24 protein-coding genes and 1 pseudogene are annotated in these 26,818 nt (G+C 65.8%); 19 read left to right on the top strand and 6 right to left on the bottom strand.

The genetic code is table 11. From position 1 onward, the window contains the following. The first annotated feature begins 127 nt into the window (after nt 1-127). Nucleotides 128-1,240 (top strand): quinolinate synthase NadA, encoded by a 1,113-nt coding sequence (gene nadA, locus ACFQU0_RS18775; protein WP_382203266.1) that lies wholly within the window; start codon nt 128-130, stop codon nt 1,238-1,240. Between the two features lie 116 nt (nt 1,241-1,356). Here nadA and ACFQU0_RS18780 read toward each other — a convergent pair whose 3' ends face one another. Genes ACFQU0_RS18780 through ACFQU0_RS18790 form a run of 3 tightly spaced genes read right to left on the bottom strand, consistent with a single transcriptional unit; the run spans nt 1,357 to nt 4,148 of the window. Further along, entirely contained in the window at nt 1,357-2,229 is an 873-nt protein-coding gene (locus ACFQU0_RS18780) for a segregation and condensation protein A (protein WP_382203268.1), read from the bottom strand. Between the two features lie 5 nt (nt 2,230-2,234). Beyond that, complete coding sequence (locus tag ACFQU0_RS18785) at nt 2,235-2,447, bottom strand: DUF3460 family protein (protein WP_382203270.1); 213 nt, start codon at nt 2,445-2,447, stop codon at nt 2,235-2,237. 54 nt (nt 2,448-2,501) lie between these two features. Next, entirely contained in the window at nt 2,502-4,148 is a 1,647-nt protein-coding gene (locus ACFQU0_RS18790) for a SulP family inorganic anion transporter (RefSeq protein ID WP_382203272.1), read from the bottom strand. A gap of 106 nt (nt 4,149-4,254) precedes the next feature. Between ACFQU0_RS18790 and bamE the strand changes: the two genes are divergently transcribed. Then, nucleotides 4,255-4,782 carry an outer membrane protein assembly factor BamE domain-containing protein gene (gene bamE / locus ACFQU0_RS18795; protein WP_382203274.1) on the top strand — a complete coding sequence of 176 codons (528 nt, stop codon included), beginning with the start codon at nt 4,255-4,257 and terminating at the stop codon, nt 4,780-4,782. Nucleotides 4,783-4,786: 4 nt separating this feature from the next. On the opposite strand, the gene metG is transcribed toward bamE, so the two are convergent. After that, on the bottom strand, nt 4,787-6,841 hold the full coding sequence (gene metG / locus ACFQU0_RS18800) for a methionine--tRNA ligase (protein WP_382203276.1): 2,055 nt from the start codon (nt 6,839-6,841) through the stop codon (nt 4,787-4,789). Between the two features lie 162 nt (nt 6,842-7,003). Between metG and apbC the strand changes: the two genes are divergently transcribed. From apbC to ACFQU0_RS18835, 7 genes are read left to right on the top strand one after another with little or no spacing between them, the layout of a single operon-like run. Continuing rightward, the gene (gene apbC, locus ACFQU0_RS18805) at nt 7,004-8,095 is read left to right on the top strand and encodes an iron-sulfur cluster carrier protein ApbC (RefSeq protein WP_382203278.1); all 1,092 of its coding nucleotides are present in this window, start codon (nt 7,004-7,006) and stop codon (nt 8,093-8,095) included. A gap of 10 nt (nt 8,096-8,105) precedes the next feature. After that, nucleotides 8,106-8,723 carry a DUF3305 domain-containing protein gene (locus ACFQU0_RS18810; protein ID WP_382203280.1) on the top strand — a complete coding sequence of 206 codons (618 nt, stop codon included), beginning with the start codon at nt 8,106-8,108 and terminating at the stop codon, nt 8,721-8,723. Next, nucleotides 8,720-9,529: a gamma-glutamyl-gamma-aminobutyrate hydrolase family protein gene (locus ACFQU0_RS18815; protein ID WP_382203282.1), complete on the top strand. Its 810-nt coding sequence runs from the start codon at nt 8,720-8,722 to the stop codon at nt 9,527-9,529. Before ACFQU0_RS18810 ends, ACFQU0_RS18815 begins: the two co-directional genes overlap by 4 nt. After that, entirely contained in the window at nt 9,526-10,131 is a 606-nt protein-coding gene (locus tag ACFQU0_RS18820; protein WP_382203284.1) for a DUF3306 domain-containing protein, read from the top strand. Before ACFQU0_RS18815 ends, ACFQU0_RS18820 begins: the two co-directional genes overlap by 4 nt. After that, nucleotides 10,128-12,245 (top strand): 4Fe-4S binding protein, encoded by a 2,118-nt coding sequence (locus tag ACFQU0_RS18825; RefSeq protein ID WP_382203286.1) that lies wholly within the window; start codon nt 10,128-10,130, stop codon nt 12,243-12,245. The genes ACFQU0_RS18820 and ACFQU0_RS18825 overlap by 4 nt, the downstream gene beginning before the upstream one ends. Before the next feature lie 7 nt (nt 12,246-12,252). Next, the gene (locus ACFQU0_RS18830) at nt 12,253-12,870 is read left to right on the top strand and encodes a TorD/DmsD family molecular chaperone (RefSeq protein WP_382203288.1); all 618 of its coding nucleotides are present in this window, start codon (nt 12,253-12,255) and stop codon (nt 12,868-12,870) included. Between the two features lie 17 nt (nt 12,871-12,887). After that, nucleotides 12,888-13,121: a DUF2789 domain-containing protein gene (locus ACFQU0_RS18835; RefSeq protein ID WP_382203290.1), complete on the top strand. Its 234-nt coding sequence runs from the start codon at nt 12,888-12,890 to the stop codon at nt 13,119-13,121. Here ACFQU0_RS18835 and ACFQU0_RS18840 read toward each other — a convergent pair whose 3' ends face one another. Together ACFQU0_RS18840 and ACFQU0_RS18845 are read right to left on the bottom strand one after the other, a co-directional pair. Beyond that, nucleotides 13,122-15,164, bottom strand: a complete 2,043-nt coding sequence (locus ACFQU0_RS18840) for a sensor histidine kinase (RefSeq protein ID WP_382203292.1) — start codon at nt 15,162-15,164, stop codon at nt 13,122-13,124. Next, the gene (locus ACFQU0_RS18845) at nt 15,161-16,540 is read right to left on the bottom strand and encodes a sigma-54-dependent transcriptional regulator (RefSeq protein WP_382203294.1); all 1,380 of its coding nucleotides are present in this window, start codon (nt 16,538-16,540) and stop codon (nt 15,161-15,163) included. The genes ACFQU0_RS18840 and ACFQU0_RS18845 overlap by 4 nt, the downstream gene beginning before the upstream one ends. Before the next feature lie 366 nt (nt 16,541-16,906). On the opposite strand from ACFQU0_RS18845, the gene ACFQU0_RS18850 reads away from it, so the two are divergent. From ACFQU0_RS18850 to ACFQU0_RS18895, 10 genes and pseudogenes are all read left to right on the top strand, one after another. Continuing rightward, complete coding sequence (locus tag ACFQU0_RS18850) at nt 16,907-17,125, top strand: formate dehydrogenase (RefSeq protein ID WP_382203296.1); 219 nt, start codon at nt 16,907-16,909, stop codon at nt 17,123-17,125. Between the two features lie 25 nt (nt 17,126-17,150). Beyond that, on the top strand, nt 17,151-20,111 hold the full coding sequence (locus tag ACFQU0_RS18855) for a formate dehydrogenase subunit alpha (protein ID WP_382203298.1): 2,961 nt from the start codon (nt 17,151-17,153) through the stop codon (nt 20,109-20,111). Nucleotides 20,112-20,123: 12 nt separating this feature from the next. Beyond that, nucleotides 20,124-20,741, top strand: a complete 618-nt coding sequence (gene fdh3B / locus ACFQU0_RS18860) for a formate dehydrogenase FDH3 subunit beta (RefSeq protein WP_382203300.1) — start codon at nt 20,124-20,126, stop codon at nt 20,739-20,741. Beyond that, nucleotides 20,738-20,977, top strand: a complete 240-nt coding sequence (locus ACFQU0_RS18865; protein ID WP_382203302.1) for a hypothetical protein — start codon at nt 20,738-20,740, stop codon at nt 20,975-20,977. The genes fdh3B and ACFQU0_RS18865 overlap by 4 nt, the downstream gene beginning before the upstream one ends. A gap of 11 nt (nt 20,978-20,988) precedes the next feature. Beyond that, complete coding sequence (locus tag ACFQU0_RS18870) at nt 20,989-22,143, top strand: formate dehydrogenase subunit gamma (RefSeq protein WP_382203304.1); 1,155 nt, start codon at nt 20,989-20,991, stop codon at nt 22,141-22,143. A 23-nt stretch (nt 22,144-22,166) separates the two neighbouring features. Continuing rightward, complete coding sequence (locus ACFQU0_RS18875) at nt 22,167-22,478, top strand: hypothetical protein (protein ID WP_382203306.1); 312 nt, start codon at nt 22,167-22,169, stop codon at nt 22,476-22,478. Nucleotides 22,479-22,490: 12 nt separating this feature from the next. Next, nucleotides 22,491-23,369, top strand: a complete 879-nt coding sequence (locus tag ACFQU0_RS18880) for a formate dehydrogenase accessory sulfurtransferase FdhD (protein WP_382203308.1) — start codon at nt 22,491-22,493, stop codon at nt 23,367-23,369. Nucleotides 23,370-23,396: 27 nt separating this feature from the next. Further along, nucleotides 23,397-24,032, top strand: coding sequence for a uracil phosphoribosyltransferase (gene upp / locus ACFQU0_RS18885; RefSeq protein ID WP_382203310.1), 636 nt, complete (start codon nt 23,397-23,399; stop codon nt 24,030-24,032). A 147-nt stretch (nt 24,033-24,179) separates the two neighbouring features. After that, on the top strand, nt 24,180-26,708 hold the full coding sequence (locus tag ACFQU0_RS18890; RefSeq protein ID WP_382203312.1) for an ABC transporter permease: 2,529 nt from the start codon (nt 24,180-24,182) through the stop codon (nt 26,706-26,708). Then, nucleotides 26,708-26,818 (top strand): annotated as a pseudogene (locus ACFQU0_RS18895) (globin); the annotation flags it as partial. The gene ACFQU0_RS18890 and the pseudogene ACFQU0_RS18895, both read left to right, overlap by 1 nt.

Here is a 26,818-nt window from a genome sequence, read left to right on the forward strand (position 1 = left end):
GAAAAGGCGGCAGTCTAGTCGAAGCGCGGTTTGCGCTGACCAGTGGTGAGGCGTGCGCAGACGGGCGGTGTGCTCCGGTGGTGGAAAATGCGGGTCCACAACGTGCCGTGGGGCGCAGGAAGCAGCAATGAGCGAAGTGGCAATGAACGACGTGATCGAGGTGGACTACGAGCAGCCCGCGTGCGCAACCCAACATGCCTGGGTGCGTGTGCCAGTGGAGCCTGGCCCACAGCGCCGGGCCGAACTCAAAGACAAGATCCGCCGCCTGCTCAAAGAGCGCAACGCGGTGATGGTGTCGCACTACTACGTGCACCCCGACCTGCAGGACCTGGCCGAGGAAACCGGTGGCCTGGTGAGCGACTCGCTGGAGATGGCACGCTTTGGCCGTGACCACGCCGCCACCACCCTGGTGGTGTCGGGCGTGCGCTTCATGGGCGAGACCGCCAAGATCCTCAGCCCCGACAAAACCATTCTGATGCCCGAGCTGGAGGCCCACTGCTCGCTGGACCTGGGCTGCCCCATCGATGCCTTCAGCGCCTTTTGCGACGCGCACCCCGACCGCACCGTGGTCGTCTACGCCAACACCAGCGCCGCCGTGAAGGCGCGGGCCGACTGGCTGGTCACCTCCAGCTGCGCGCTGGAGATCGTGGCCGCGCTGCACGCCAAGGGCCACAAAATCCTGTGGGCACCCGACAAACACCTGGGCGACTACATCCAGCGCCAGACCGGCGCCGACATGGTGATGTGGCAGGGGTCGTGCATCGTGCACGACGAGTTCAAGGCCACCGAGCTGCAAGCGCTGATGCACGAGCATCCCGATGCCAAGGTGCTGGTCCACCCCGAAAGTCCGGCCGACGTGATTGCCCTGGCCGACGCCGTGGGTTCCACCAGTGCCATCCTCAAGGCCGCGCGGGAAATGGATGCACGCGAGTTCATCGTCGCCACCGACAACGGCATGATGCACAAGCTGCGCACGCTCAACCCGGGCAAGACCTTCATCGAGGCCCCCACCGCCGGCAACAGCGCCACCTGCAAGAGCTGCGCGCACTGCCCCTGGATGGCCATGAACGGCTTGGAGGCCGTGGCCCAGGTGCTTGAAAAAGGCCTCAACACAATCCACGTCGATCCCGCCACCGCCGCCCGCGCCCGGCTGCCCATCGACCGCATGCTGGCCTTTACGGCCGCCCTGAAGGGCGGCAACGACGCCGGCGCCTTGGTGCCGAATATTGGCGCCGCGTGAAGCAGCCCGTTTGAGGATGCAGTGCCTTAACCGGGGATGCCGTCGATCCGGCTCTGCCGGTCGACTGGCATCGCCCCCTGGGGGGTGACGCCGCAGGCGGCGCGGGGGGTACCCAGTCAATTCGGGGTGTAGGCCAGGCGCACGTAAATGGGCGCAAAGGCCTCGGCCTGGGTCAGCTCAATCAGCGTTTCCTTGGCCAGTTCCAGCATGGCGATGAAGGTCACCACCATCACCGGTGCGCCTTTTTCGGGGTCGAACAGTTCGCCGAATTCGACAAATTTGCGCCCCTGCAACTGGCGCAACACCAAGCTCATGTGCTCGCGCACCGACAGTTCTTCGCGGCTGATCTTGTGGTGCTGGACCAACTTGGCGCGTTGCAGGATGTCGCGCCAGGCCTGTTGCAGTTCGCTGGCCGAGACATCCGGAAAACGCGGCACCAGGGCCTGCTCCACATAGACCTCGGCACGCAAAAAGTCGCGCCCGTACTGCGGTGCGTCGGCCAGCGCCTGGGCGGCCAGTTTCATCTGCTCGTATTCCAGCAGCCGGCGCACCAGTTCGGCACGCGGGTCCTCCGCTTCCTCGCCGTCCTCGGTCTTCTTGGGCGGCAGCAGCATGCGCGACTTGATCTCGATCAGCATGGCCGCCATCAGCAGGTACTCGGCCGCCAATTCGAGGTTGCTGGCGCGGATTTCATCGACATAGGCCAGGTACTGGCGCGTGAGCGCCGCCATGGGGATGTCGAGGATGTTGAAGTTCTGCTTGCGGATCAGGTAGAGCAGCAGGTCCAGCGGGCCTTCAAAGGCTTCGAGGAAGACCTGCAGCGCATCGGGCGGGATGTAGAGGTCCTGCGGCAGTTTGAAGAGAGGCTCGCCGTACAGGCGCGCCAGGGCCACCTGGTCCACTACCTCCGGCATGTCGGCGGCCGTGGCGGCGGTCAGGGCTTGCGCCAGGCTGTCCAGGGACGCGGCGTCCGCGCCACCTTGGCTCATGGTGCTCAGCGCGGGTCGGCGTTGGTCTGGTACACGTAGGGCTTTTGGGCCACGCGGGCGGCGTTGGCCTGAGCCTGCTGGTCACGGTCCACCTGTTTGTCCCACAGCAGGGCGCGGCCTTCGCGTTGCTCGGCTTCCAGCGCGGGCTTGGCGGCCTTGAGGGACTCGATGAACTGCGTGGCGTCGGAGGTGTAGTGGGGGCGGGCGAAGAGGGACATGGCCAAAACCGTTCGGTCAGACGAAAACGGCAATTTTACCGGGAGCGGTGTCTGTCACTGGAAGGTGTGCAGGTGTTGTGCAAACCCCGATCGCTCGATGAGTGAGCGCGGCTGTTCGTTCACGCCCACCATGCCCAGCTTGCCGCCTTTTTTGTCCAGCGCCTTGTGCAGTTGCTCCAGGGCGTCCAGTCCGGTGGTGTCGAGCGAGATCATGTGGGTGGCGTCCAGCATCAGCGCCTGGCCCGGTTCGGCTGCTTCGGCGGCGGCCAGCAACGGGTCCACCTTGGCCACCGCGCCAAAAAACAGCGAGCCGTACAGCTTGAAGGTGATTTGCTGCGGCGTGCGCGCCACCTCCTCCACACGAAAGATGGCGCTTTGCCGCCGCACGAACAGCACACAGGCCAGCACCAGGCCCAGCTCCACCGCCACCGTGAGATCGAACACGATGGTGACAAAGAAGGTGGACAACATCATCAGCCGGTAGTGGTTGCTGAAGTGGCGCAAGCGGCCAAACTCGCGCCACTCGCCCATGTTCCAGGCCACAAACAGCAGCACCCCAGCCAGCACCGCCAGCGGGATGTGCATGGCCAACGGCGCGGCGATGAGCACCACGGCCGCCAGGGTGAGTGCGTGCACGATGCCCGCCACCGGCGAGGTGGCGCCCGCGCGGATGTTGGTGACGGTGCGTGCGATGGTGCCGGTGGCCGGCATGCCGCCAAAAAACGGCACCACGGTGTTGGCAATGCCCTGGGCCATCAGCTCCTGGTTGGGGTCGTGTTTGGGGCGGTCGCCCAGCTGGTCGGCCACGCGGGCGCACAGCAGCGATTCGATGGCGCCCAACAACGCGATGGTGAGCGTGGGTGTGACCAGCAGACGCACGGTTTCCCACGAAAACGCCGGCAACTCGAAGGCCGGCAGGCCTTGTGGGATGCCCCCAAAACGCGAGCCAATCGTCTCCACCGGCAAACTCAGTGCCCAGGCCAGCAGCGACAGTGTGACCAGCGCCACCACCGGTGCCGGCAGGCGCGAGGTGGCGCGCAAGGCACTGACGGTGTCCATTTGGTCCAGTCGCTGGCGGAACTTCGAATCGACCGCCCACAGCCTGGGCCACACAAACAGACCCACCACACACAAGGCGCCCAGCAGCAGCGCGTGGCCGTTGATGGTGTGCAGGTGGCGGCCAATGATGGCGATCTGACTGAAGAAGTCGCCCGGCATCTTGGCGATGTCCAGCCCCAGCCAGTCGCGCAGTTGCGAGAGGGCGATCAGCACCGCGATGCCGTTGGTGAACCCAATCACCACACTCACCGGCACATAACGCACCAGGTTGCCCAGCTTGAAAAACCCCAGCAGGAACAGCAGCACCCCGGCGCTGGCGGTGGCAATCAGGAGGTTGGCCACGCCGTAGCGCTCCACGATGCCGTAGACGATGACGATGAAAGCACCCGCAGGCCCGCCAATTTGCACCGACGAGCCGCCCAAGGCAGAAATGAGGAAGCCGGCGATGATGGCCGTCCACAGCCCGGCTTCGGGCTTGAGACCGCTGGCGATGGCAAAGGCCATGGCCAGGGGCAGGGCCACAATGCCCACGGTGGCGCCGGCCCCCACGTCTTTGGCCAGGCGTTCGCTGTTGTAGCCTTTCAGATCACTCAGCAGGCGGGGGCGGAAGGGGGCCAGGGGCGGCAGGCCTTTGGGCAACATCGCGGCATGTTACAGCCGCTCGCATTTCACCGAACTGACAGACGGCGCCCCAAAAGGCAGGGGTTTACACTGATTCGCCGCCATGTGGCGGCTTGGCAGGGAAGACATGAACCACACCATCCGCAACCGATTTCGCAGCCGATGCGCCGCGCTGGGCCTGGCCGCCAGTGCGCTGGTGCTGATGGGCTGCGACCCGCAGCGCATCAGCGAACTGGAAGAAGGCGTCTCGACCGAGGCCGATGTGCGCGAGCGTTTTGGCCCACCCGAGGCGGTGTGGGATGCGCCCGAAGGCGGTCAGGTGTACGAGTACAACCGCCAGCCCGCAGGCGACGTGAACTACCAGATCACCATCGGTGCCGACGGCAAGATGTCGGCGCTGCGCCAGGTGCTTACCCCGCAGAACTTTGCCCAGATCACGCCGGGCATGATGATGGAAGATGTGCGACGCCGCCTGGGCAAACCCATGAAGGTCACGCCCTACGAACTCAAGCGCGAAACCCACCACGACTGGCGCTACCGCGACGGTCCCAACGACAGCGACCGCAAGGTCTTCACCGTGGTGTTCGACAGCGACCTGCGGGTGCTGTCCACGATGTCGGCGCGCGACCCTGAGTTGGACCAGGGCAGCCGCTGAGGTTTTAGCGCACTCTCATGCCGGGCTGGGCGCCCGGCCAGGGGTTGAGCACGTAAATGCCCGGGTTGGTTTTCTCGTCGCCATGGCTGGCCGCCAGCACCATACCTTCGCTCACGCCGAACTTCATCTTGCGTGGCGCCAGGTTGGCCACCATCACGGTGAGCTTGCCGATCAGATCGGCGGGCTGGTAGGCGCTGGCGATACCGCTGAACACGTTGCGCGTTTTGCCCTCGCCCACGTCGAGCGTGAGGCGCAGCAGCTTGGTCGAACCTTCGACCGGTTCGCAGTTCACGATCTGGGCGATGCGCAGGTCGATTTTGGCGAAGTCGTCGATGGCGATGGTGGGCGCCAGCTCCTCGCCGCCGGGCACCACCTTCTCGGGCTCGGGCGCGGCAGGGGCTTCGAACAGTGCGTCGAGTTGCTTCACGTCCACGCGCTGCATCAGGTGCTGGTAGGTGCCGATGGTGTGGCCGGCGCCCAGCAGGCGGTCGGCGTCTGCAAAGGCCAGGGCAGGCACCTGCAGGAAGGCCTCGACCTGGGCCGCCAGCGACGGCAGCACCGGCTTGAGGTAGATGGACAACAGCCGGAAGGCCTCGATGCAGGTGCTGCACACGTCTTGCAGGCGGGCGTCTTGCCCTTCTTGTTTGGCCAGCTCCCACGGCTTGTTGGCATCCACGTATTCGTTCACGCGGTCGGCCAGCAACATCACCTCGCGCAGGGCGCGGGCGGTGTCGCGGGCTTCAAACAGCGCGGCGATGTCCACACGCTGTTCTTGCAGACGCGACAGCAGGGTCTGGCCATCGGCGCTCACCACACCCAACTGGCCGCCGAAGCGTTTGGTCAGGAAGCCGGCGGCGCGCGATGCGATGTTGACGAACTTGCCGATCAGGTCGCTGTTGACCCGGGCCATGAAGTCTTCGGGGTTGAAGTCGATGTCTTCGTTGCGGCCGTTGAGTTTGGCGGCCAGGTAGTAGCGCAGCCACTCGGGGTTCATGCCGAGACCCAGGTACTTGAGCGGGTCCAGGCCGGTGCCCCGGCTCTTGCTCATCTTCTCGCCGTTGTTGACGGTGAGGAAGCCGTGCACGTAGACCGCGTTGGGCACCTTGCGACCGCTGAAATGCAGCATGGCCGGCCAGAACAGCGTGTGGAAGGTGATGATGTCCTTGCCGATGAAGTGGAACTGCTCCACCGCCGGGTCGGCCAGGAAGGCGTTGAAGTCCCGTCCGGTTTTGTCAAACAGGTTCTTCAGCGAGGCCAGGTACCCCACCGGCGCGTCCAGCCACACATAAAAGTACTTGCCCGGTGCGTCGGGGATTTCGATGCCGAAGTAGGGCGCGTCGCGGCTGATGTCCCAGTCGCCCATGCGGGGCTTGCCGTCTTCGCCGGGCTCGATCCATTCGCGGATCTTGTTAAGCACCTCGGGTTGCACCGCGCCACTGGTGGTCCAGGCTTTGAGGAAGTCCAGGCAGCGCGGGTCGGACAATTTGAAGAAGAAGTGCTCGGAGGTCTTGAGCACCGGTTCGGCGCCTGACAGGGCCGAATAGGGATTCTTCAAGTCGGTGGGCGAATACACGGCGCTGCACACCTCGCAGTTGTCGCCATACTGGTCTTTGGCGCCACACTTGGGGCATTCGCCCTTGATGAAGCGGTCGGGCAGGAACATGTTTTTCTGTGGGTCGAAAAACTGCTCGATGGTGCGCGTCTCGATCAGCCCATTGGCCTTGAGCGCGCGGTAGATGTCCTGCGCCAGCGCGTGGTTCTCGGGGCCATCGGTGCTGTGCCAGTTGTCGAAGGCGATGTGGAATCCGTCGAGGTAAGGTTTGCGGCCGGCGGCGATGTCGGCCACGAACTGCTGCGGCGTTTTGCCGGCTTTTTCCGCCGCGATCATGATGGGGGCACCGTGGGCGTCGTCGGCACAGACGAAGTGCACATCGTGCCCCAGCATGCGCTGGAACCGCACCCAGATGTCGGCCTGGATGTATTCCATGATGTGGCCGATGTGGAAATGGCCGTTGGCGTAGGGCAGGGCGGTGGTGACGAACAGGCGGCGGGGCGTCATGGTCTCGGGCTCGGTCAGGGGTCGCGGAAAGCTTGGGATTGTAGGTGGCAGGCCGTGCCGGCAGTGCCGCGTGGCGCCAACGGGCACAAAGCCAGCCAGCCCCAAGGGTCGGCCCGGCTTGGTTAGACTCTGCGCTCTTACAACCAGAGGCAGACGTATTTCATGGCGATCACAGCGCAGCACATCCAGGACGCCCTGCAGGGCGTGGTGGACCCCAACACCGGCAAGGATTTCGTCTCGTCCAAGTGCGTCAGGAACCTGCAGGTGCAGGACGGCGACGTGTCCTTCGACGTCGAGCTCGGTTACCCGGCCAAGAGCCAGATTCCGGGCTTCCGCAAAGCCTTGATCGCCGCCGCCAAAAGCGTGCAGGGCGTGGAGAACGTTTCCGTCAACGTGACCACCAAGATCACCAGCCACGCCGTGCAGCGCGGCGTGCAGTTGCTGCCCAGTGTCAAGAACATCATTGCCGTGGCCTCGGGCAAAGGCGGTGTGGGCAAAAGCACCACCGCCGTCAACCTGGCCCTGGCGCTGGCCGCCGAAGGTGCCACCGTGGGCATTCTGGATGCCGACATCTACGGCCCCAGCCAGCCCATGATGATGGGCATCGAAGGCCGGCCCGAAAGTGTGGACGGCCAGACCATGGAGCCGCTGGAGAACTACGGCGTGCAGGTCATTTCCATCGGGTTCCTGATCGACAAGGACGAGGCCATGATCTGGCGTGGCCCCATGGCCACGCAGGCGCTGGAGCAGTTGCTGCGCCAGACCAACTGGAAAGACCTCGACTACCTGATCGTGGACATGCCACCGGGCACCGGCGACATCCAGCTGACCCTGAGCCAACGTGTGCCCATGACCGGCGCCGTCATCGTCACGACGCCGCAGGACATCGCCCTGCTCGATGCGCGCAAAGGCATCAAGATGTTCGAAAAGGTCGGTGTGCCCATCCTGGGCATCGTCGAGAACATGGCCGTGCATGTGTGCACGAACTGCGGCCATGTGGAGCACATCTTCGGTGCCGACGGCGGCAAGAAGATGGCGGCGGAATACGGCATGGATTACCTGGGCGCGCTGCCGCTGAAGATGCAGATCCGCGAGCAGGCCGACAGCGGTCGTCCCACCGTGATTGCCGATCCCGATGGCGAGGTGGCTGGCCTCTACAAGGCCGTGGCGCGCCAGGTGGCCATCAAGATCGCGGCCAAGGCCAAAGACTTCTCCAGCAAGTTCCCCACCATCAAGGTGTCCAAGGACACCTGAAAGCCACACCATGGCCGAGCGCCCAACCCTCACTGTCGCCGTGGTGATGCGGCGCGAGCCGGTGGCCGGCCCGCAGGCACGATGGATGCCCTGGCGCTGGGTTTTGGCCGACGTGGTGCCCCAGGCCGAGCTGGGGCTGCCTGACGAGGTCACCACCGTTCAGCGCATTGAAGACACCCAGGGCGGTGAGGCCCATGGGGCCGAGCATTGGGTGTTCCCGGGGTTTCGCATCGAGCTGTACCGCGACGATGTCGAAGGGCATTTTCTCAACCTCTCCACCGAACGCCCGGCCGTGTGGGTGATGTGGCGGCCCGATGAAAGTGGGGCGCCCGAGGCCTTGCCCGCGCCACAGATCGTCACCCTCAGCTACACCGACGCCGGCCGCTGGCTGGACGCGCAGGAGCGCGTGGACCAGGTGCCCGCCAACGCCGACATGGTGGCGTGGCTGCGCGCTTTTGTGGCCGAGCATTACCAGCCCGAGGCCAAGCGTCGCAAGCGGCCCGAGAGCTTCCGCCCGCTCACCGACCGCTTCGGGCAGCCTGCCCGCATCTCTACCGACAAGCTCAAACCCGGTGGACAGGGGCCAGGGTTGGTACCAGGGCAGGGTCGGGGAGGCGCGGCGCCATGACACTTCGCATCGGGATTTCGGCGCGCCTGTTGCACGAGCCACCCGCCGGCCTGGGCCTGCCGCAGAAACGCCTGCAGTTTCTCGAAAGCTCCATGGCGCACTGGATCATGGCGCACGGCGCCATCCCACTGATGATGCCGTTCGTGGACGAAGCCAGCCCACAACTGGTCAACCGCGCCCCGGTGGCAGAGATGGTGGAGCTGCTCGACGGGCTGGTGCTGCAGGGTGGCATCGACATCTGCCCCGAAACCTACGGCGAGGCCTTGCGCCACCCGGACTGGGCCGGCGATCCGATCCGCGACCGCTACGAGCTGGCCTTGCTGCGCGGCTTCATCGAGGCGGGCAAACCCGTGCTCGGGGTGTGCCGGGGCGCCCAACTCATCAACGTGTATTTTGGCGGTTCGCTGATGCAGGACATCCCCTCCGATTGCGAGGGCGCCACCCTGCACCAGGACACCGCCCGCTATGACCGCCTGATGCACGACGTGGCTTTTGAGCCGGATTCCCTGCTGGCTACGCTGTACCCGGCCCCACTGCCACACCGCATCACCAGCATCCACCACCAGTGCGTGAAACGTCTGGGCGATGGTCTGGTGGTGGAAGCACGTTGTCCGCAAGACGGCGTCATCGAAGCCATCCGCCATGCCGGGCCCGGTTTTGTGTTGGGCGTGCAATGGCACCCGGAATTTCACCTGAACCTGGACGAAGCGCTGCAAGGCCTGCTCGACAGCGGCCCGGTGATGCAAGCCTTTCTGGACGCCGCCTGGGCCCGTGCCGACCGCCCCCGCACGGCGGCAACGGCATGAGCACCGACGACGGTTTTTTCTCGCGCTGGTCGCGCCGCAAGGCGCAGGTGCGAGGCGGTGAGGCCGTGCCAGAGCCGACACCGACGCCAATCGCGCCCTTGCGCCCCTTGGCGCCCACCGTGGGCACCCAGGGCCGCACCGCGCCCGCTGCGGTGCCCGCCGTGGCGCCTGCGCCCGCCGACACACCTGCCACCGAAGTGGTGCCCGCCGCACCACCGGCACCCACCCTGCAAGACACCGAGGCCCTGACGCCTGCGTCCGACTTCAGCCGCTTTGTGGCGCGTGACGTGGCGCCCGATGTGCGCAACGCCGCCGTGAAAAAACTGTTTGCCGATCCCCACTTCAACGTGATGGACGGTTTGGACATCTACATCGACGACTACAGCAAACCCGATCCGCTGCCGCTGGCATTGGCGCGCAAGCTCACCAGCGCGCAATTCATGAAGGTGTTTGATGCACCTGAGCAAGCGCCCGAGGCAGCCCCTCAGGATGCACCTCAGGTGCCCTCTCAGGCAGCGTCCGCAAAGCTGCCCGAGCAAACCGCTGCCGACAACCTGCCCCCTCCCACGGAACCGACCGAGCCCCATGGGCCCCCCGCATGACCACGCTGATCTGCAACTGCAACCGCACCATGCCGCTGGACGTGCCCGCTCTGGGCCGCGCCCTGGGCGAAACGCTCACCGAACACACCACGCTGTGCCGGCGCGAGGCGCCCGCCTTTCAACAGGCCGCCCGCGGCGGCGACGACTTGGTGGTGGCGTGCACCCAGGAAAGCCGTCTGTTCGTTGAACTCGCTGAGCAGACAGAAGGCAGTCCACCGCTGGACGTGCGGCCCATCCACTTCGTCAACCTGCGCGAGACCGGCGGCTGGGGCCGCGAAGCCCAACAGGCCACACCCAAGATGGCCGCGCTGCTGGCCGCAGCCCGCCTGCCCGAGCCCGAGCCGGTGCCCACGGCCACCTACAAAAGCGCCGGCCGGCTGTTGGTGATCGGTCCGCTGGAGCGCGCTGAGGCCCTGGCCGCCCAGGTGGCCGACACGCTGCAGGTCAGCCTGTTCGCCACCGGCGGCGCTGGCATGCAGGCGCGCCGATACCCGGTCATGGCTGGGCGCCTTGCGCGCGTGAGTGGCTGGCTGGGCGCCTTTGACGTGAGCTGGGCCACCGACAACCCCATCGACCTCGACCTCTGCACCCGCTGCAACGCCTGCGTGTCGGCCTGCCCCGAAGGCGCCATCGGGCTGGATTACCAGATCGATCTGAACGCCTGCAAGTCCCATCGCGATTGTGTGAAAGTCTGCGACGCGCCCGGCGCCATCCAGTTCGGTCGCGACGCCACCGAGCACAGCGAGCGCTTCGACCTCGTGCTCGACCTGCGCGACGCACCCGCCTTCACCCAGCACGCCTTGCCCCAGGGCTACTTCCACCTGCCGACCAGTGCAGATGCCACGGCGCAGCTGAGCGCCCTGCTCAAGCTGCGCGAGCTGGTGGGCGAGTTCGAAAAGCCCAAGTTCTTCCAGTACAAGGCCAAACTTTGCGCTCACGGGCGCAACGAACAACTCGGCTGCAATGCGTGTGTGGACATCTGCTCGGCCTCGGCCATCCAGTCGCGCCTGGACAGCGACGCCAAGCGCAACCAAATCGAGGTCAACCCCTACCTGTGTGTGGGCTGCGGCGCCTGCACCACCGTGTGCCCCACCGGTGCGTTGAGCTACCACTACCCGAGCGCGCCCGACCAGGGCCGGCGCGTGCGCACCCTGGTGTCGGCTTACACCAAGGCCGGTGGCAAGGCCGCTGCGGTGCTGTTCCACAGCCAGCAGGCTGGGTCCGCGCTGATCAGCGACCTGGGCCGCGCGGCCAGCCTCGACAAGTCGATCAACGGCGTGCCCGCGCGCGTGCTGCCGCTGGCCGGCTGGCACACCGCCAGTCTGGGCCTGGAGGTCTGGCTGGCCGCCAAGGCCTGGGGCGCCAGCCAGGTGTGGGTGCTGGCTACCGGCGAAGAGGCACCCGACTACCTGCGTGCGTTGGGTGAGCAGATGGCCATTGGCAATGCCTTGTTGCAAGGCCTGGGCTACGCGGGTGAACATTTCCGCCTGCTGCACGCCCGCGATGCGCGCGATCTGGCCACCCTCGACGCCGACCTGCGCGCCGCGCCGGCCGCCACTGTGTCCGTGCCCGCTGCGTTTGCGGTGCAGGCCGAAAAACGCGCCACGCTGGAGCTGGCGCTGGACCACCTCATGGCCCACGCGCCCCAGCGCAACGAGACGCCGATTGCCTTGCCCGCCGCCGGCTCGCCTCTGGGCCAGGTGCTGGTGGATGCGAACAAGTGCACCCTGTGCCTGAGTTGCGTGAGCGCCTGCCCGGCCAGTGCGCTGCTCGACAACCCCGACCGCCCACAACTGCGCTTCACCGAGAAGAACTGCGTGCAATGTGGCCTGTGCGTGAAGACCTGCCCCGAGGACGCCCTGCAACTGCAGGCCCGCCTGTTGCCCCTTGATGCGCGCAAGCAGCCGCGTGTGCTCAACGAAGCCCAGCCCTACGGCTGCATCCGCTGCGGCAAACCCTTTGGCACGCTCAAGGGCGTGGAGGCCATGTTGGGCCGTCTGGCCGGGCACAGCATGTTCCAGGGCGCAGCGCTGGAGCGCCTCAAAATGTGTGGCGACTGCCGCGTGATTGACCTGCACACCGCCACCAACGAATCCCGCATCACCGACCTGTGACCCCGCCATGAGCCTGCCACCCCCCACCAGCAGCGCGCTGGACGAAGAAACCGCCCGCGCCGAGGTCTACGGCCTGTTGGCCGCCCTGTACTACGCGCCGCCTCCGGCCGAGTTGCTGGCGCAGATCCGTGTGGCCGTGACCGAGGCACCGGCGAGCGGCGCCTTTCTGGAAGAAAGCTGGCGCCAGTTGGTGGGCCGGACACGCGAACTCAGCGACCAGGCCGTGGCCGATGAGTTCGACGCCTTGTTCGGTGGCCTGGGCAAACCCGAAGTGCAGCTGTTTGGCTCCCACCACCTGAGCGGTTTTTTGAACGAAAAACCGCTGGCCGCGCTGCGCGGCGATCTGGCCGCGCTGGGCCTCACGCGCGACGAGGCCATGCCCGAAACCGAAGACCACATCGCCTACCTGTGCGAGGTCATGCGTTTCCTCATCGCTGGCGACGATGTCGAGGTCTCCAACCTCACCCGCCAGCAGGCCTTCTTCACCACCCACCTCCAGCCCTGGGTGATGGCCTTGTGCGACGCGCTGGAGGCCCATCCCAAAGCGCGCTTCTACGGTGCCCTGGCCGGCTTCACGCGGGCGTTCTTCAGCGTCGAGGCACAGGGCTTTGACATGTTGACCTGAACCGATCGGAGGAGATGATGGAAGCCAACCACCACCGTTTCAGCGAGTTGTTCGCCCAGCTTGGCCTGCCGGCCGACCCGGCGGGCATCGCCACCTTCATCCAGCGCCATTCGCCGCTGTCGGCCGATGTGTTGCTGGCCGAGGCACCGTTCTGGACCCCGGCCCAGGCCACGCTGTTGCGCGAGCAACTGCTGGTGGATGCCGATTGGGCGGAAGTGGTCGATCAGCTCAACGCCGCGCTGCGAGGCTGATCACAAGGCGCCGGGCCGGCCATCGCCGGTGCGTGCGTTGGCTTCGGCCGGCGCCATCGGTTCGGTCAGCAGGCGGATGCGGAACGCGGCGCCGGGTCCATCCATGCGGTTGTCGGCTTCGAGCTTGCCGCCGTAGCGTTCCACCAGCCCCAGGCTGATCCACAAGCCCAGGCCATTGCCATCGTTTTTGGTGGTGAAGAAGGGGCTGAACAGGCGATCTCGCACGGCGTCGCTCAGGCCGGGACCCTGGTCCAGTACCGAGATCACGGCCCCTTGGGGCTGGCCCTGGTCGTCCAACCAATCGCGCGTTTCCAGTGTCAGTTCACCACCCTCGGGCATGGCCTGGATGGCGTTGATCAGCAGGTTGATCACCACCTGTTGCAGTTCCTGCGGGTTGAAGCCCACACGCTGGGTGGCGCCGCAATCGCGGGTGACGCTGATGCGCCGCTGGTGCAGCAGGTGGCTCACCAGCACCAGGCAGGCATCCACTGTCTGCCGGGTGTCCAGCGTTTCCACGTAGCCCGCGTATTCGGTGGGGCGGGCGTATTGCAGCAGTTGCGTCACGATCAGGCGCATGCGCTCCACTTGCTGGTCCAGCAATTGGATTTCGGCCCGCACCGGTTCGGCTTGTGCGCCCAGTGTTTCGCGCATGAGGTCCAGGTTGCCCTGCATCACCGCGATGGGGTTGTTGATTTCGTGGGCGATGCTGGCGGTGAGCTGGCCGATGGCGGCGAGTTTTTCGCTCTTGACCAGTTGCTGCTGTGCCTGGCGCAGCGAAGCGTTGCTGGCGGCCAGCTCGCGCGTGCGCTCGGCCACCTTGAGGTCCAGCTCGTTGGCCCAGGCCTGCAGCGCACGGGTCTTGTCGTCGATGGTGTCGAGCAACTCGTCGAGGTGGGCCGCCAAGGCGCCGATTTCGTCGCGTGCCGCCACCGCGCCCACGCGCGCGTTCGACTCACCCGACTCCACCCGGCGCATGGTCTGGTTCATCTGCTCCACGGGTTTGAAGATGCTGCGCGCCCAGCGCACCGAGAACACGGCGGCCGCGGCCATCACCGCGAGAAAGATCAGGCCGATCACGGCCACCATCGCGTAGCGCATCCAGCGGAACGGTTGTTCCAGGTAGCCCACGTACAACATGCCGATGCGCTGCTCGTCGGCATCGAGCAGCGGCTGGTAGGCGCTCACGTACCAGTCGTTGACCACAAAGGCGCGGTCCAGCCAAGTCTGGCCCTGGCCCAGCACCGCGTCGCGCACCGCCTTTGACACGCGTGTGCCCACGGCGCGCTGGTCCTGGAACAGGCGCACGTTGGTGGTGATGCGCACGTCGTCCAGGAACAGGGTGGCGGTGCCTTGGCTGCCAAAGGGCAGCGAGCCTTCGGGGTAGACGATGCGGTTGATGTGGTCGATGAAGTCCAGGTTCTGGTTGAGCATCAGACCACCGCTGAGGACGCCCAGCAGCTGGCCGGCGTCGTCACGCACCGGCAGGGTGGACACCATCACCATGGCCCGGTCTTCAATGCTGCGTTCGGTGGGGGTGGCGTTGCGCGTCGGCACCAGCGGGATGCGCAGCCGGTCAGCCACTGCGGGCGCGATCTGCCGCATGGTCTCGGGGGGCAACAACACCAGGCGGGCAGCACTTTGTGGCATGGCGCCGCCGGGCAACGTGGCCGCCAGGGCCGGCGGCAGCGTGGGGCTGCCGGTGGGGTAGAAGTTCAGGAAGTCCAGCCGCAGCCGGTTGCGTTCCTGCGCCAGCAGGGTGTCGGTGGGCTGCTGTTCCGCCAGCGCGCGCACCAGCGCGTGGGATGCCGCCACGCCCCAGGTGCCCGACCCCACTTCGCTGAGCACCTGTTCGAAGTAGCCCTGTGCCACCGCCAGGTCGGCGCGCACCTTGGTGATCATCAGGCGGTCGTAGGCCACGTTGCTCCACAGCGTGAGGGCGAGCACCAGCAGCGGAAACACGACGGCCAGTGGCAGCAGCGCCATGGCCAGCAGCTTGTGGCGGATGGAGGCGGCCAGCCACGCAGGGCTGCGCCAGAAGTTCATGCGCTTTGCCACTCGGCCACGCGACGCTCCAGCGTGCGACGCGACACGCCCAACAATTGCGCGGCCTTGGTCTTGTCCCCCTGCACCGATTCCAGCACGCTTTGGATGTGCCGTTTTTCCATGGTGTGCAGATCGGTCACGGGGGCATTCGCTGACGGCGTGCTGGGCAGTTGCGGGTACAGCGCCGAGACGTTGAGCTGCCCCAGAATCAGCGAGCGTTCGATCAGGTTGCGCAATTCGCGCACGTTGCCGGGCCAGTCGTATTGCGACAGGAAGCGTTGTTCGTCCTCGCTGATGGCGATGGGCTCCAGGCCCAGGGCGGGGCACAACTCGCCCATGAAGTGGGCCACCAGCGCGGGGATGTCGGGCTTGTGGTCGCGCAACGGCGGCAGGCTCAGGTCCACCACCTGCAGCCGGTAGAACAGGTCGGCACGGAAGCGCCCGGCGGCCACTTCGTCGGCCAGGCGGCGGTTGGTAGCGGCCACGATGCGCACGTCCACCGGCACCAGCTGCTGACTGCCCACGGGGCGGATGTGCAGGTCTTCGATGGTGCGCAGCAAGGTGGCCTGGATGGACAGCGGCAGCTCGGCCACCTCATCGAAAAACAGGGTGCCGCCCTGGGCGTAGTAAAACAGCCCGTCGCGCGAGCGGGTGGCGCCGGTGAAGGCGCCTTTGGCGTGGCCGAACAGCTCGCTTTCGATCAGCTCGGGCGAGACCGAGGCGCAGTTCAATGGCACAAAGGGGCCGTTGGCGCGCGCGCTGCGGGCGTGCAGCTCGCGTGCCACCAGCTCCTTGCCCGTGCCCGATTCACCCTGCAGCAGCACGGTGCTGTTGACCGCCGCGAGGCGGTTGATCGCGTCGCGCAGGCGGGCCATGTCGGGCGACTCGCCGACCAGCGACGAGCTCTCGCTGCGGCGCAGGCTGCAGTCGCGTTTGAGCACGAAGTTCTCGCGCGCCAGGCGGGCGCGCTCGAAGCTGTGTTTGACCGCGTTGAGGATTTGTGGCACCCGAAAGGGCTTGAGGATGAAGTCGGAAGCGCCCGCGCGCAGCGCCTCGATGGCGGTGTCCAGGTCGGCGAAGGCGGTGATCAGAATGACCTCACCCGAGAACCCTTGCTCGCGCAGCTCCTTGAGCCAGGCCACGCCGTTTTTGCCGGGCAGCGAAATGTCGAGCACGATGAGGTCGAAGTGCTGTTCGCGCAGCAGCGCTTCACCTTCTTCGGCGCTGCCTGCGCTTTCCACAAAGTGGCAACGTGGCGCCAGCGTCTTGACCAGGAAGTGGCGCATGCCCTGTTCGTCGTCCACCACGAGGATGGACCAGTTGGGCCAGCCGTCGGCGGTTCTGTCGGTGCCAAGGGGATAGGGGAGGGTTGCCACGGCGCTGGATTCTACGGAGGTATCCGTGTGAATCACTCGGCTATTGGCGAAATCCCCACAACCCACCACGCCGTGCAAACGCGACAAATTGTCGCGGTGTGCGCGACAAGCTGGCGGTTGGTTGGCGCGACATGGGCCACGCCCTGGCGATGGGGTGCTTGGGTGGGCCTGGCCTGTGAATTGCTTAGCGCGTGCCCGTTTTTTCACGTCTGCTCTTGTTGCAGCGCATCAATCCCGACGCTGCGGCGTCGCGCGACAAGTTCCCCGTGCAATCGGATCGCTGGCGCACTACAGTTCACGGTGTTATGAATGCCAAGCCATACGTGAGGTTGCGTGTGGCTGCTCACGCACATCCAGGAGACACGCATGCGAAAACCCGACCCGGCCCAGCCCCGCTCGCTCAACCGCCGTTCCCTGTTTGCCGGCGCCGGCACCCTGGGTGCCGTGGCCGCCGCAGCCACCTTGTTGCCCAGCGCGCCCGAGCTTGAAGCCCAGGTCGCGCCCGTTTTGCCCAAGCCCGAACGTGGCGGTGGCTACACCCTGACGGAACACGTCAAGCAGTACTACAAAACCACCCGCATCTGACGCTGCGGGCGAGGAGATCAACACCATGTTGCTGACCAAAAAAACCTCCGGCGGCGCGGGCTCCAGCTCGACCGCATTTGTGCACAGCCTGCGCCGTGGCTTGCAGAACGCCTTGCCCACGGTGGACCGCCGCAGCTTTCTGCGTCGCTCTGGCTTGGGGCTGGGTGTGGGCCTTGCGGCCAGCCAGCTCACGCTGGTGAAAAAGGCCAAAGCGGCCACCGGTGGCTCCATTGACGGCACCGGCAAGATCGAGGTCAAACGCACCGTTTGCACCCATTGCTCGGTGGGCTGTGCCACCGACGCCATCGTGGAAAACGGCGTCTGGGTGCGCCAGGAGGCGGTGTTCGACTCGCCCATCAACCTGGGCGCCCACTGCGCCAAGGGCGCGGCCTTGCGTGAACACGGCCACGGCGAGTACCGCCTGCGCTACCCAATGAAACTGGTCAACGGCAAGTACCAGCGCATCAGTTGGGACACCGCCCTGAACGAGATTACCGAGAAGATGAAAGAGTTGAAGGCCGCGAGTGGCCCCGACTCCGTGTACTTCGTTGGCTCGTCCAAACACAACAACGAGCAGGCCTACCTGCTGCGCAAGTTCGTGAGCTTCTGGGGCAGCAACAACTGCGACCACCAGGCGCGCATCTGCCACAGCACCACCGTGGCCGGTGTGGCCAACACCTGGGGCTACGGCGCCATGACCAACTCGTACAACGACATGCAGAACAGCAAGGTCGCTCTGTACATCGGCTCCAACGCCGCCGAGGCGCACCCTGTTTCGATGCTGCACATGCTGCACGCCAAGGAAACCGGCTGCAAGATGATCGTGGTCGATCCGCGCTTCACACGCACCGCGGCCAAGGCCGACGAGTACGTGCGCATCCGCTCCGGCACCGACATCCCCTTCCTCTTCGGTTTGCTGTACCACATCTTCAAGAACGGCTGGGAAGACAAGCAGTACATCAACGACCGCGTCTATGGCATGGAGTCGGTGAAAGCCGACGTGCTGGCCAAGTGGACACCCGACAAGGTGGAAGAGGCCTGCGGCGTCAAGGAAGACCAGATGTTCAAGGTCGCCAAGATGCTGCACGACAACAACCCTGGCACCATCGTGTGGTGCATGGGCCAGACGCAGCACACCATTGGCAACGCCATGGTGCGGGCCTCGTGCATCCTGCAGCTGGCCCTGGGCAACGTGGGCAAAAGCGGTGGCGGCACCAACATCTTCCGTGGCCACGACAACGTGCAGGGCGCCACCGACGTCGGCCCCAACCCCGATTCGCTGCCCGGCTACTACGGCCTGGCCGCCGGCTCGTGGAAACACTTCGCCGCCACCTGGGGCGTGGACTACGAGTGGATCAAGAAACAATACGCCGAAGGCATGATGGAAAAGCCCGGCATCACGGTGTCGCGCTGGATCGACGGTGTGCTGGAGAACAACGAGGCCATCGACCAGACCAGCAACCTGCGCGGTGTGTTTTTCTGGGGCCACGCGCCCAACTCGCAAACGCGTGGTCTGGAAATGAAGCGGGCCATGGACAAGCTGGACCTGCTGGTGGTGGTCGACCCCTACCCTTCGGCCACGGCCGCCATGGCCGCCATGCCGGGCAAGCCCGAAGACCTCAACCCCAAGCGCGCGGTGTACCTGTTGCCGGCGGCCACGCAGTTCGAGACCAGCGGCTCGTGCACCGCGTCCAACCGTTCGCTGCAATGGCGCGAGAAAGTCATCGAGCCGCTGTGGGAGAGCCGCAGCGACCACATGATCATGTACCAGTTCGCGCAGAAGCTGGGCTTCGACAAGGAGCTCTGCAAGAACTACAAGATGCAGCAGGTCAAGGGCATGGACGAGCCCGTGGTCGAGGACATCCTGCGCGAGATCAACAAGTGTGTGTGGACCATTGGCTACACCGGCCAGAGCCCGGAGCGCCTCAAGGCCCACATGCGCAACATGCACGCGTTTGACGTCAAGACGCTCAAGTGCAAAGGCTCGGTGGTGGACAAGGAAACCGGCTACGACATGAGCGGTGACTACTTTGGTTTGCCCTGGCCTTGCTACGGCACGCCCGAGCTCAAGCACCCGGGCACCGCCAACCTGTACGACACCTCGCGCCACGTGATGGACGGTGGCGGCAACTTCCGCGCCAACTTTGGTGTGGAGCGCGAAGGCGTGAGCCTGCTGGCGGGTGACGGCTCGCACTCCATGGGCGCCGACATCACCACCGGCTACCCTGAGCTGGACCACGTGCTGCTCAAGAAGCTGGGCTGGTGGGACGAACTCACCGACGCCGAAAAGACCGCTGCCGAAGGCAAGAACTGGAAGACCGATCCGTCGGGAGGCCAGATCCGGGTGTTCATGAAGAACCACGGCTGCCACCCGTTTGGTAACGCCAAGGCGCGTGCCGTCGTGTGGAACTTCCCCGACGCCATCCCGCAGCACCGCGAGCCCATCTACGGCACGCGTCCCGACCTGGTGGCCAAGTACCCCAGCCACGACGACCAGAAGAACCGCTGGCGCCTGCCCATCCTCTACAAGTCGCTGCAGACCAAGAACGTGGAGGACAAGCTGCACGAGAAATTCCCGTTCATCATGACCTCGGGCCGCTTGGTCGAGTACGAGGGCGGTGGCGAGGAAACCCGCTCCAACCCCTGGCTGGCCGAGCTGCAGCAGGAGATGTTTGTCGAACTCAACCCGGCAGCCGCTTCTGCGCGTGGCATCCGCAACGGCGAACGGGTGTGGGTCAGCACCCCCACCGGCGCGCGCTTGAATGTGCAGGCGCTGGTGACCGAGCGTGTGGGCCCCGACACCGTGTTCCTGCCCTTCCACTTCTCGGGCCGCTGGCAGGGCCAGGACATGAAGGCTTTCTACCCCGACGGCGCCATGCCCGTGGTGCGCGGTGAAGCCATCAACACCGCCACCACCTACGGTTACGACATCGTGACCATGATGCAAGAAACCAAGACGACGATCTGCAACGTCGAAAAAGCGTAAGGAGACACAGACATGGCTCGAATGAAATTCATCTGTGACGCCGAGCGCTGCATCGAATGCAACGGCTGCGTCACCGCCTGCAAAAACGAACACGAGGTGCCCTGGGGCGTGAACCGCCGCCGTGTGGTCACGCTCAACGACGGTGTGCCTGGTGAAAAGTCCATCTCGGTGGCCTGCATGCACTGCAGCGACGCGCCCTGCATGGCGGTCTGCCCGGTCAACTGCTTCTACCGCACCGACGAAGGTGTGGTGTTGCACGACAAGGACGTGTGCATCGGCTGTGGCTACTGCTCGTACGCCTGCCCGTTCGGTGCGCCGCAGTTCCCGTCGCAGGGCACGTTTGGTGTGCGCGGCAAGATGGACAAGTGCACCTTCTGCGCCGGTGGCCCTGAGGAACACGGCAGCCAGAGCGAGTTCGAAAAATACGGCCGCAACCGCCTGGCCGAAGGCAAGCTGCCGGCCTGCGCCGAGATGTGCTCGACCAAGGCCCTGCTGGCCGGCGACGGCGACGTGGTCGCCGACATCTTCCGCACCCGCGTGATTCAGCGTGGCAAAGGCGCTGAGGTGTGGGGCTGGGGCACGGCCTACGGCAGCAAGCCGGGCGCACAAACCAACGGAGCCAAGTCATGAACACGCGTCACTTTTCGCTGGCGTTTGCCGCCACCGCTGTGCTGGCCTTGACCGGCTGCGGCGAACAACCGCAGGCCATGGGTGGCGTCAAAAGCGACCAGGCCCCGTACACCGGCGTTGGCAAGAGCCAATATGCCCACACTGGCTGGACGGCCGGCGACAAGGGCAGCTGGGAGCAGCAGCTCAAGGCACGCGCCCAATACGGCCAAAACGAATACACCCGCACCGCCAAGTGAAGGAGCGCCGCATGAACCACACAAGCACATGGGTGGGCTGGCTGGCGGCGGGGGTGTTGGGGCTGGCTTCGCTGGGCGCCAGTGCCCAGACCTCGCCCAGCGCCGCGCCCGGCGTGGCGGGCGTTCAAAGCGCCAACATCTTTGAGGTGGCGCCCGACGCCGCCACCGACCCCAACTACGAGAAACAAACCAACGCCGAACGTGCCCAGGTGCAACCGGGCAACAACGCGCCCATGTGGCGTGCCGTGGGGCAGGGCAGCACCGGCGTGACCAACTTCCCGTACGCCGAGTACGGTACCTTGATCCAGCCCTTTGTGCAGTACCCGGGGTCGCGCCTGACCAACGCGGGCGAGGCCTGGCGCCAGGTGCGCAACCATTGGCTCATTCCCTACGGCGGCTCGTTGCTGCTGATCGTGCTGCTGGCCATTGGCCTGTTCTACTGGCGCAAAGGCACGCTGCAATTGCACGGCGCTGAGACGGGGCGGCAGATCGAGCGGTTCACCGCTTTCGAGCGGGCCGCGCACTGGGCCAACGCGTTTGCTTTTGTGGCCTTGGCGGTCTCGGGCATCGTCATGGCCTTCGGCAAGTTTTTCATCTTGCCCGTCATTGGCACCACGCTGTTCGGTTGGCTGACCTACGCGCTAAAGAACCTGCACAACTTTGTCGGTCCGCTGTTTGCGGTGTCGCTGCTGGTGGTGATCGTCACGTTCGTGAAGGACAACCTGCCGGCCAAGGAAGACATCACCTGGTTGCTCAAAGGCGGCGGGTTGCTGGGCGGGCACGAAGTGCCGTCACACCGCTTCAACGCGGGTGAGAAGGTGCTGTTCTGGGGTGGCGTGTTCCTGTTCGGTCTCATTGTGGTGGGTTCTGGCCTTGTGCTCGACAAGCTGGTGCCTGGCCTGGCCTATTTCCGCAGCGACATGCAGATCGCCCACATGATCCACGCTGCCGCCGCGCTGGTGATGATGGCCATGTTCATGGGCCACATCTACATGGGCACCATCGGCATGAGTGGCGCCTACAAAGCCATGAAGACCGGCTATGTGGACGAGACCTGGGCCAAGGAACACCACGAACTCTGGTACGACGACATCAAGGCCGGCAAGATCCCCGCGCAGCGCAGCGCGCCTTCTGGTGGCGCGTCTGGGCAAGTGGCCAAGGCCTGACACACCTCTTTCGGAGCACACGCATGAAACCGATCCTCTTGATCGCCCTGATGACCGTGGCCCTGAGCGCCCAAGCCAAGCTGCCGGCGCCCCCGCCCATGGACGACGCCGCCAAGGCCAAGGCCGAAGAAGCCAAGGCCAAAGCCGCTCACGCCGCGAAGGTCGATGGCTTCAAGCTTTGCAAGTCCATGGACGCTGCCGTGGCGAACTACGTGAAGACCGCGGGCGCCAAGGCCACCAAGCCGTCTGACAAAGCGCCGGCTTGTGTGGATCCGGGGCCGTTCACGGGCGCCCCTGCCGCCGCACCCGCTGCGGCGCCCGCCAAGAAGTCCTGATACCCTGCGCGCATGAACGCACGCCTGCCCGATTCGGTTGCCGCCCTCACCCCGCGTGACCTGCCCCGCCTGACCCAGGCGCGTGTGCCGCTCACGCGAGCCATCGAGGTGCGCAACGAATTCGGTGACACCCACACCATCTCCATCCCCGCCGAGCGCGACCTCACGGTCTACGTGGACAAACGCGAGTTGGTCACGCTCATGACACTGGGCGGTCACCCTGAGTGGCTGGTGCTGGGCTATTTGCTGAACCAGCGACTCGTGGCGTCGGCCGAAGAGATCGACTCCATCACCGTCGATTGGGACGTGGGCGCGGCCTCGGTCAAAACCCGCCACGGCATCGATCGCATCGAGGAGCGCACCGCCAAACGGGTGGTCACCACCGGTTGTGGGCAAGGCAGCGTGTTTGGCGCACTGATGGACGATGTGGACAAGATCCAGCTGCCCGAGGGGGCGGTGCTGCGCCAGTCGGAGCTGTATGGCGTGGTCGAGACCATTCGCCAGATGCAGAGCACCTACAAGGCGGCGGGTTCGGTGCACGGCTGCGCGCTGTTTCGTGGCGCTGAGCTGTTGAGTTTTGTGGAGGACGTCGGCCGCCACAACGCGGTGGACAGCATCGCCGGCTGGATGGCGCTGCAAGACCCGGTCGATATGGTGGGCGCTGACAAGGTGTTTTACACCACCGGGCGCCTCACCAGCGAAATGGTCATCAAAGCTGCTCAGATGGGTGTGCCGGTGGTGGTCTCGCGCAGCGGCATCACCCAGATGGGGCTCGAGGTGGCGCAGCGTGTGGGCCTGTGTGCCATTGGCCGCGCAACCAACAAGCGTTTCCTGTGTTTCACGCACCCACAGCGCCTGCTGATGGACGCGGTGCCGCCACGGCTGGCTTAAACTCGTCGGCCCACCTGCGAGGCCGCCATGAGCACACGACAAGTCCACCTGATCGACCACCCCCTGGTGCAGCACAAGCTCACGCTGATGCGCCAGAAAGACACCAGCACCAAAAGCTTCCGCCAGCTGGTGCACGAACTCAGCGCCCTGCTGGCCTACGAGGTCACGCGTGACATGCCCATGCAGGAGATCGAAATCGAGACCCCGCTGGAGACCATGAAGTCCCGCGTGATCGATGGCAAAAAGATCGTCCTGGCGTCCATCCTGCGGGCCGGCAACGGTTTCCTGGATGGCATGCTGGAGGTGGTGCCCAACGCGCGCGTGGGCCACATCGGCCTGTACCGCGACCCGAAAACCCTGCAGGCGGTGGAGTATTACTTCAAGATGCCCAGTGGCATGGACGAGCGCGATGTGATTGTGCTCGACCCCATGCTGGCCACCGGCAACTCCGCTGTGGCCGCTGTGGACCGCCTCAAGCAGACCAAGCCGCGCTCCATCCGTTTTGTGTGCCTGGTGACCTGCCCCGAGGGCCTCAAGACTTTCCACGACCACCACCCCGACGTGCCGGTGTACACCCCGGCGGTGGACCGGGGCTTGAACGACCACGGCTACATCGTCCCCGGCCTGGGCGATGCCGGCGACCGGATCTTCGGCACGAAGTAAGCCCACCCCCGTTTCTCGCTCACTGCGTGTAGCTCGATCCCCCCTCAAGGGGGCGCACCCGGTGGACCGGCAGAGCCGGATCCACGGGTGCACCGGGATGACTCCCCCGCGTTCGTCGGGTTGTTCCTTCTGCGGTAAGGTTCGGGCATGACGCATCAACCCCCTTCTTTCTGGCAACTTGGCTGGCGCGCGCTGTGGCGTGATCTGCGGGCGGGTGAACTGCGGCTGCTCATCGTGGCGGTGGCCTTGGCCGTGGGCGCGCTCACAGCCGTGGGGTTTTTTGCCGACCGCCTGCAAGGTGGCTTGCAGCGCGATGCGCGCCAGCTCATTGGCGGTGATGCGGTGGTGCAGAGCGACCACCCGGTGCCACCGCAGTTTCTGACCCAGGCGTCTGCGCTGGGTTTGCGTGCCGTCACGACGCTGAGCTTTCCCACCATGGGCCGGGCCGACGACGCGCAAGGGGGCGCCGCGCGTCTGGTGGCACTCAAATCGGTGGAAGGCGGCTATCCCTTGCGTGGTCGGCTGCGCACCGCCGACGCGCCGGGCCAGCCCGATGTGGCCACCGCTGACATTCCCGTGCCCGGAACGGTCTGGATCGACGCGGCGCTGCTGGATGCGCTCAACCTCCAGATGGGGCAGACCCTGCTGCTGGGCGACAGCGGTTTTCGCATCGCGCGCATTCTGGTGGTCGAGCCCGACCGGGGCGCCGGTTTCATGAGTTTTGCGCCGCGTGTGATGCTCAACACCACCGACCTAGCGGCCACCGGCCTGGTGCAACCCGCCAGCCGCCTGAGCTACCGCTTGGCGGTGGCCGGCGAAGACGCCGCCGTGCGGCGCTACACGGCATGGGCCGAGGCTGAGCTGAAAAAGCCCGATGTGCGCGGCATGCGGCTGGAGTCGCTGGAAGGCGGTCGCCCCGAGATGCAGCGCACGCTGGAGCGGGCCGAAAAATTCCTCAACCTCGTGGCCCTGCTGGCCGCCTTGCTGAGTGCCGTGGCCGTGGCCATTGCCGCGCGCGGTTATGCCGCCCGCCACCTGGACGACTGCGCCATGCTGCGGGTGCTGGGCCTGTCGCAGGGCACCATGGCGCGGGCTTACACCTTCCAGTTCGTCACCGTGGGCCTGGCGGCCAGTGCCATCGGCGTGGCGTTGGGGTTTGCCGTGCACTTCGTGTTCGTGGTCTTGCTGGCCGGGCTCGTGGACGCGGCCTTGCCCGCAGCCAGCGTTTGGCCGGTGTTGTTTGGCCTCGGCATGGGCCTCACGTTGATGTTGGCGTTTGGCTTGCCGCCAGTGCTGCAACTGGCGCAAGTGCCGCCGCTGCGTGTGATCCGCCGCGACGTGGGCCAGCTCAAGCCCGCTTCGCTGGCCGTGTTGGCGCTGGGCGCGGCGGGTTTTGCCGCGCTGCTGCTGGCGGCCAGCCGCGACCTCACGCTGGGACTCATCGCTGTGGGCGGTTTTGCGGTGGCGGTGGCCATTTTTGCCGTGGCCTCTTACGCGGCGGTGCGCCTGCTGCGAGCCAGCGTCAACGAAGCCACCGCGCCGCGCTGGCTGCGCCTGGCCACGCGCCAGCTGGCCGCCCGTCCCGCTTATGCGGTGGTGCAGGTGAGTGCGCTGTCGGTGGGCCTGTTGGCCCTGGTGCTTCTGGTGTTGCTGCGCACCGACCTCATCAGCAGCTGGCAAAAGGCCACGCCGCCCGATGCGCCCAACCGCTTTGTCATCAACATTCAGCCCGAGCAAGCCCAGCCCTTCCAGGCCAGCCTACGCCAAGGTGGCGTGAACCAGTTCGACTGGTACCCCATGATCCGGGGCCGGCTGGTGGCCATCAACGGCAAGGACGTGGTGCCCGAAGACTTCACGACAGACCGCGCCCAGCGCCTGGTGGACCGCGAGTTCAACCTGTCACACAGCGCAGAACGCCCCACGCACAACGAGATTGTGGCCGGGCGCTGGACACCCGACGAAGCCGGCGGTGCCAGCGTGGAAGAAGGGTTGGCCGAGGAACTGGGCCTCAAGCTGGGCGACCGCATCACCTTCGACATGGCCGGCCAGCGCATCGAGTCGCGCATCACCAGCCTGCGCAAGGTCGATTGGGGTTCGCTGCGCGTCAACTTCTTTGTGCTGTACCCGGTGGCACAAATGAGCGACGTGCCACTGACCTACATCAGCGCCTTCCGCGCGCCCGACACACCAGGCTTCGACAACGCGCTGGTGCGCACCTACCCCAACATCACCAACGTGGACATGAGCAGCACCATCGCCCAGGTGCAGCGGGTGTTGGGCCAGGTCATACGCGCGGTGGAGTTTTTGTTCGGCTTCACCCTGGCCGCTGGCTTGGTGGTGCTGTTCGCCGCCGTGACCGCCACCCGCAGCGAACGCGAGCGCGAATTCGCCGTGATGCGCGCTGTGGGCGCCCCCTCCAAGCTGCTGCGGCAGGTGCAACGCGCCGAACTGGTCGGTGTGGGTCTGTTGGCGGGTTTCCTGGCCTCGGTGGTGGCCGTTGTCGTCGGCTGGGCGCTGGCGCGCTACGTGTTTGAATTCGCCTGGACCGCCTCGCCCTGGGTGCCGTTGGGCGGCGCCGTGGCGGGTGCCTTGCTGGCGTTGGCGGCCGGCTGGTGGGGCCTGCGCAGCGTGCTGCGCACCCCGGTGGTGGAGACCCTGCGCAAGGCGCCAACGTGATGAACACCGAGAACCCTTCTTCCAACGTGGCAGCCGCGACCACACCGTTCGAGTGGGTGGGCGGCGAGACGCGTGTGCGTGCCCTGGTGGACCGCTTCTACGACCTCATG

This window comes from Hydrogenophaga defluvii, assembly GCF_042665235.1.
Lineage (GTDB): Bacteria > Pseudomonadota > Gammaproteobacteria > Burkholderiales > Burkholderiaceae_C > Hydrogenophaga > Hydrogenophaga defluvii_A.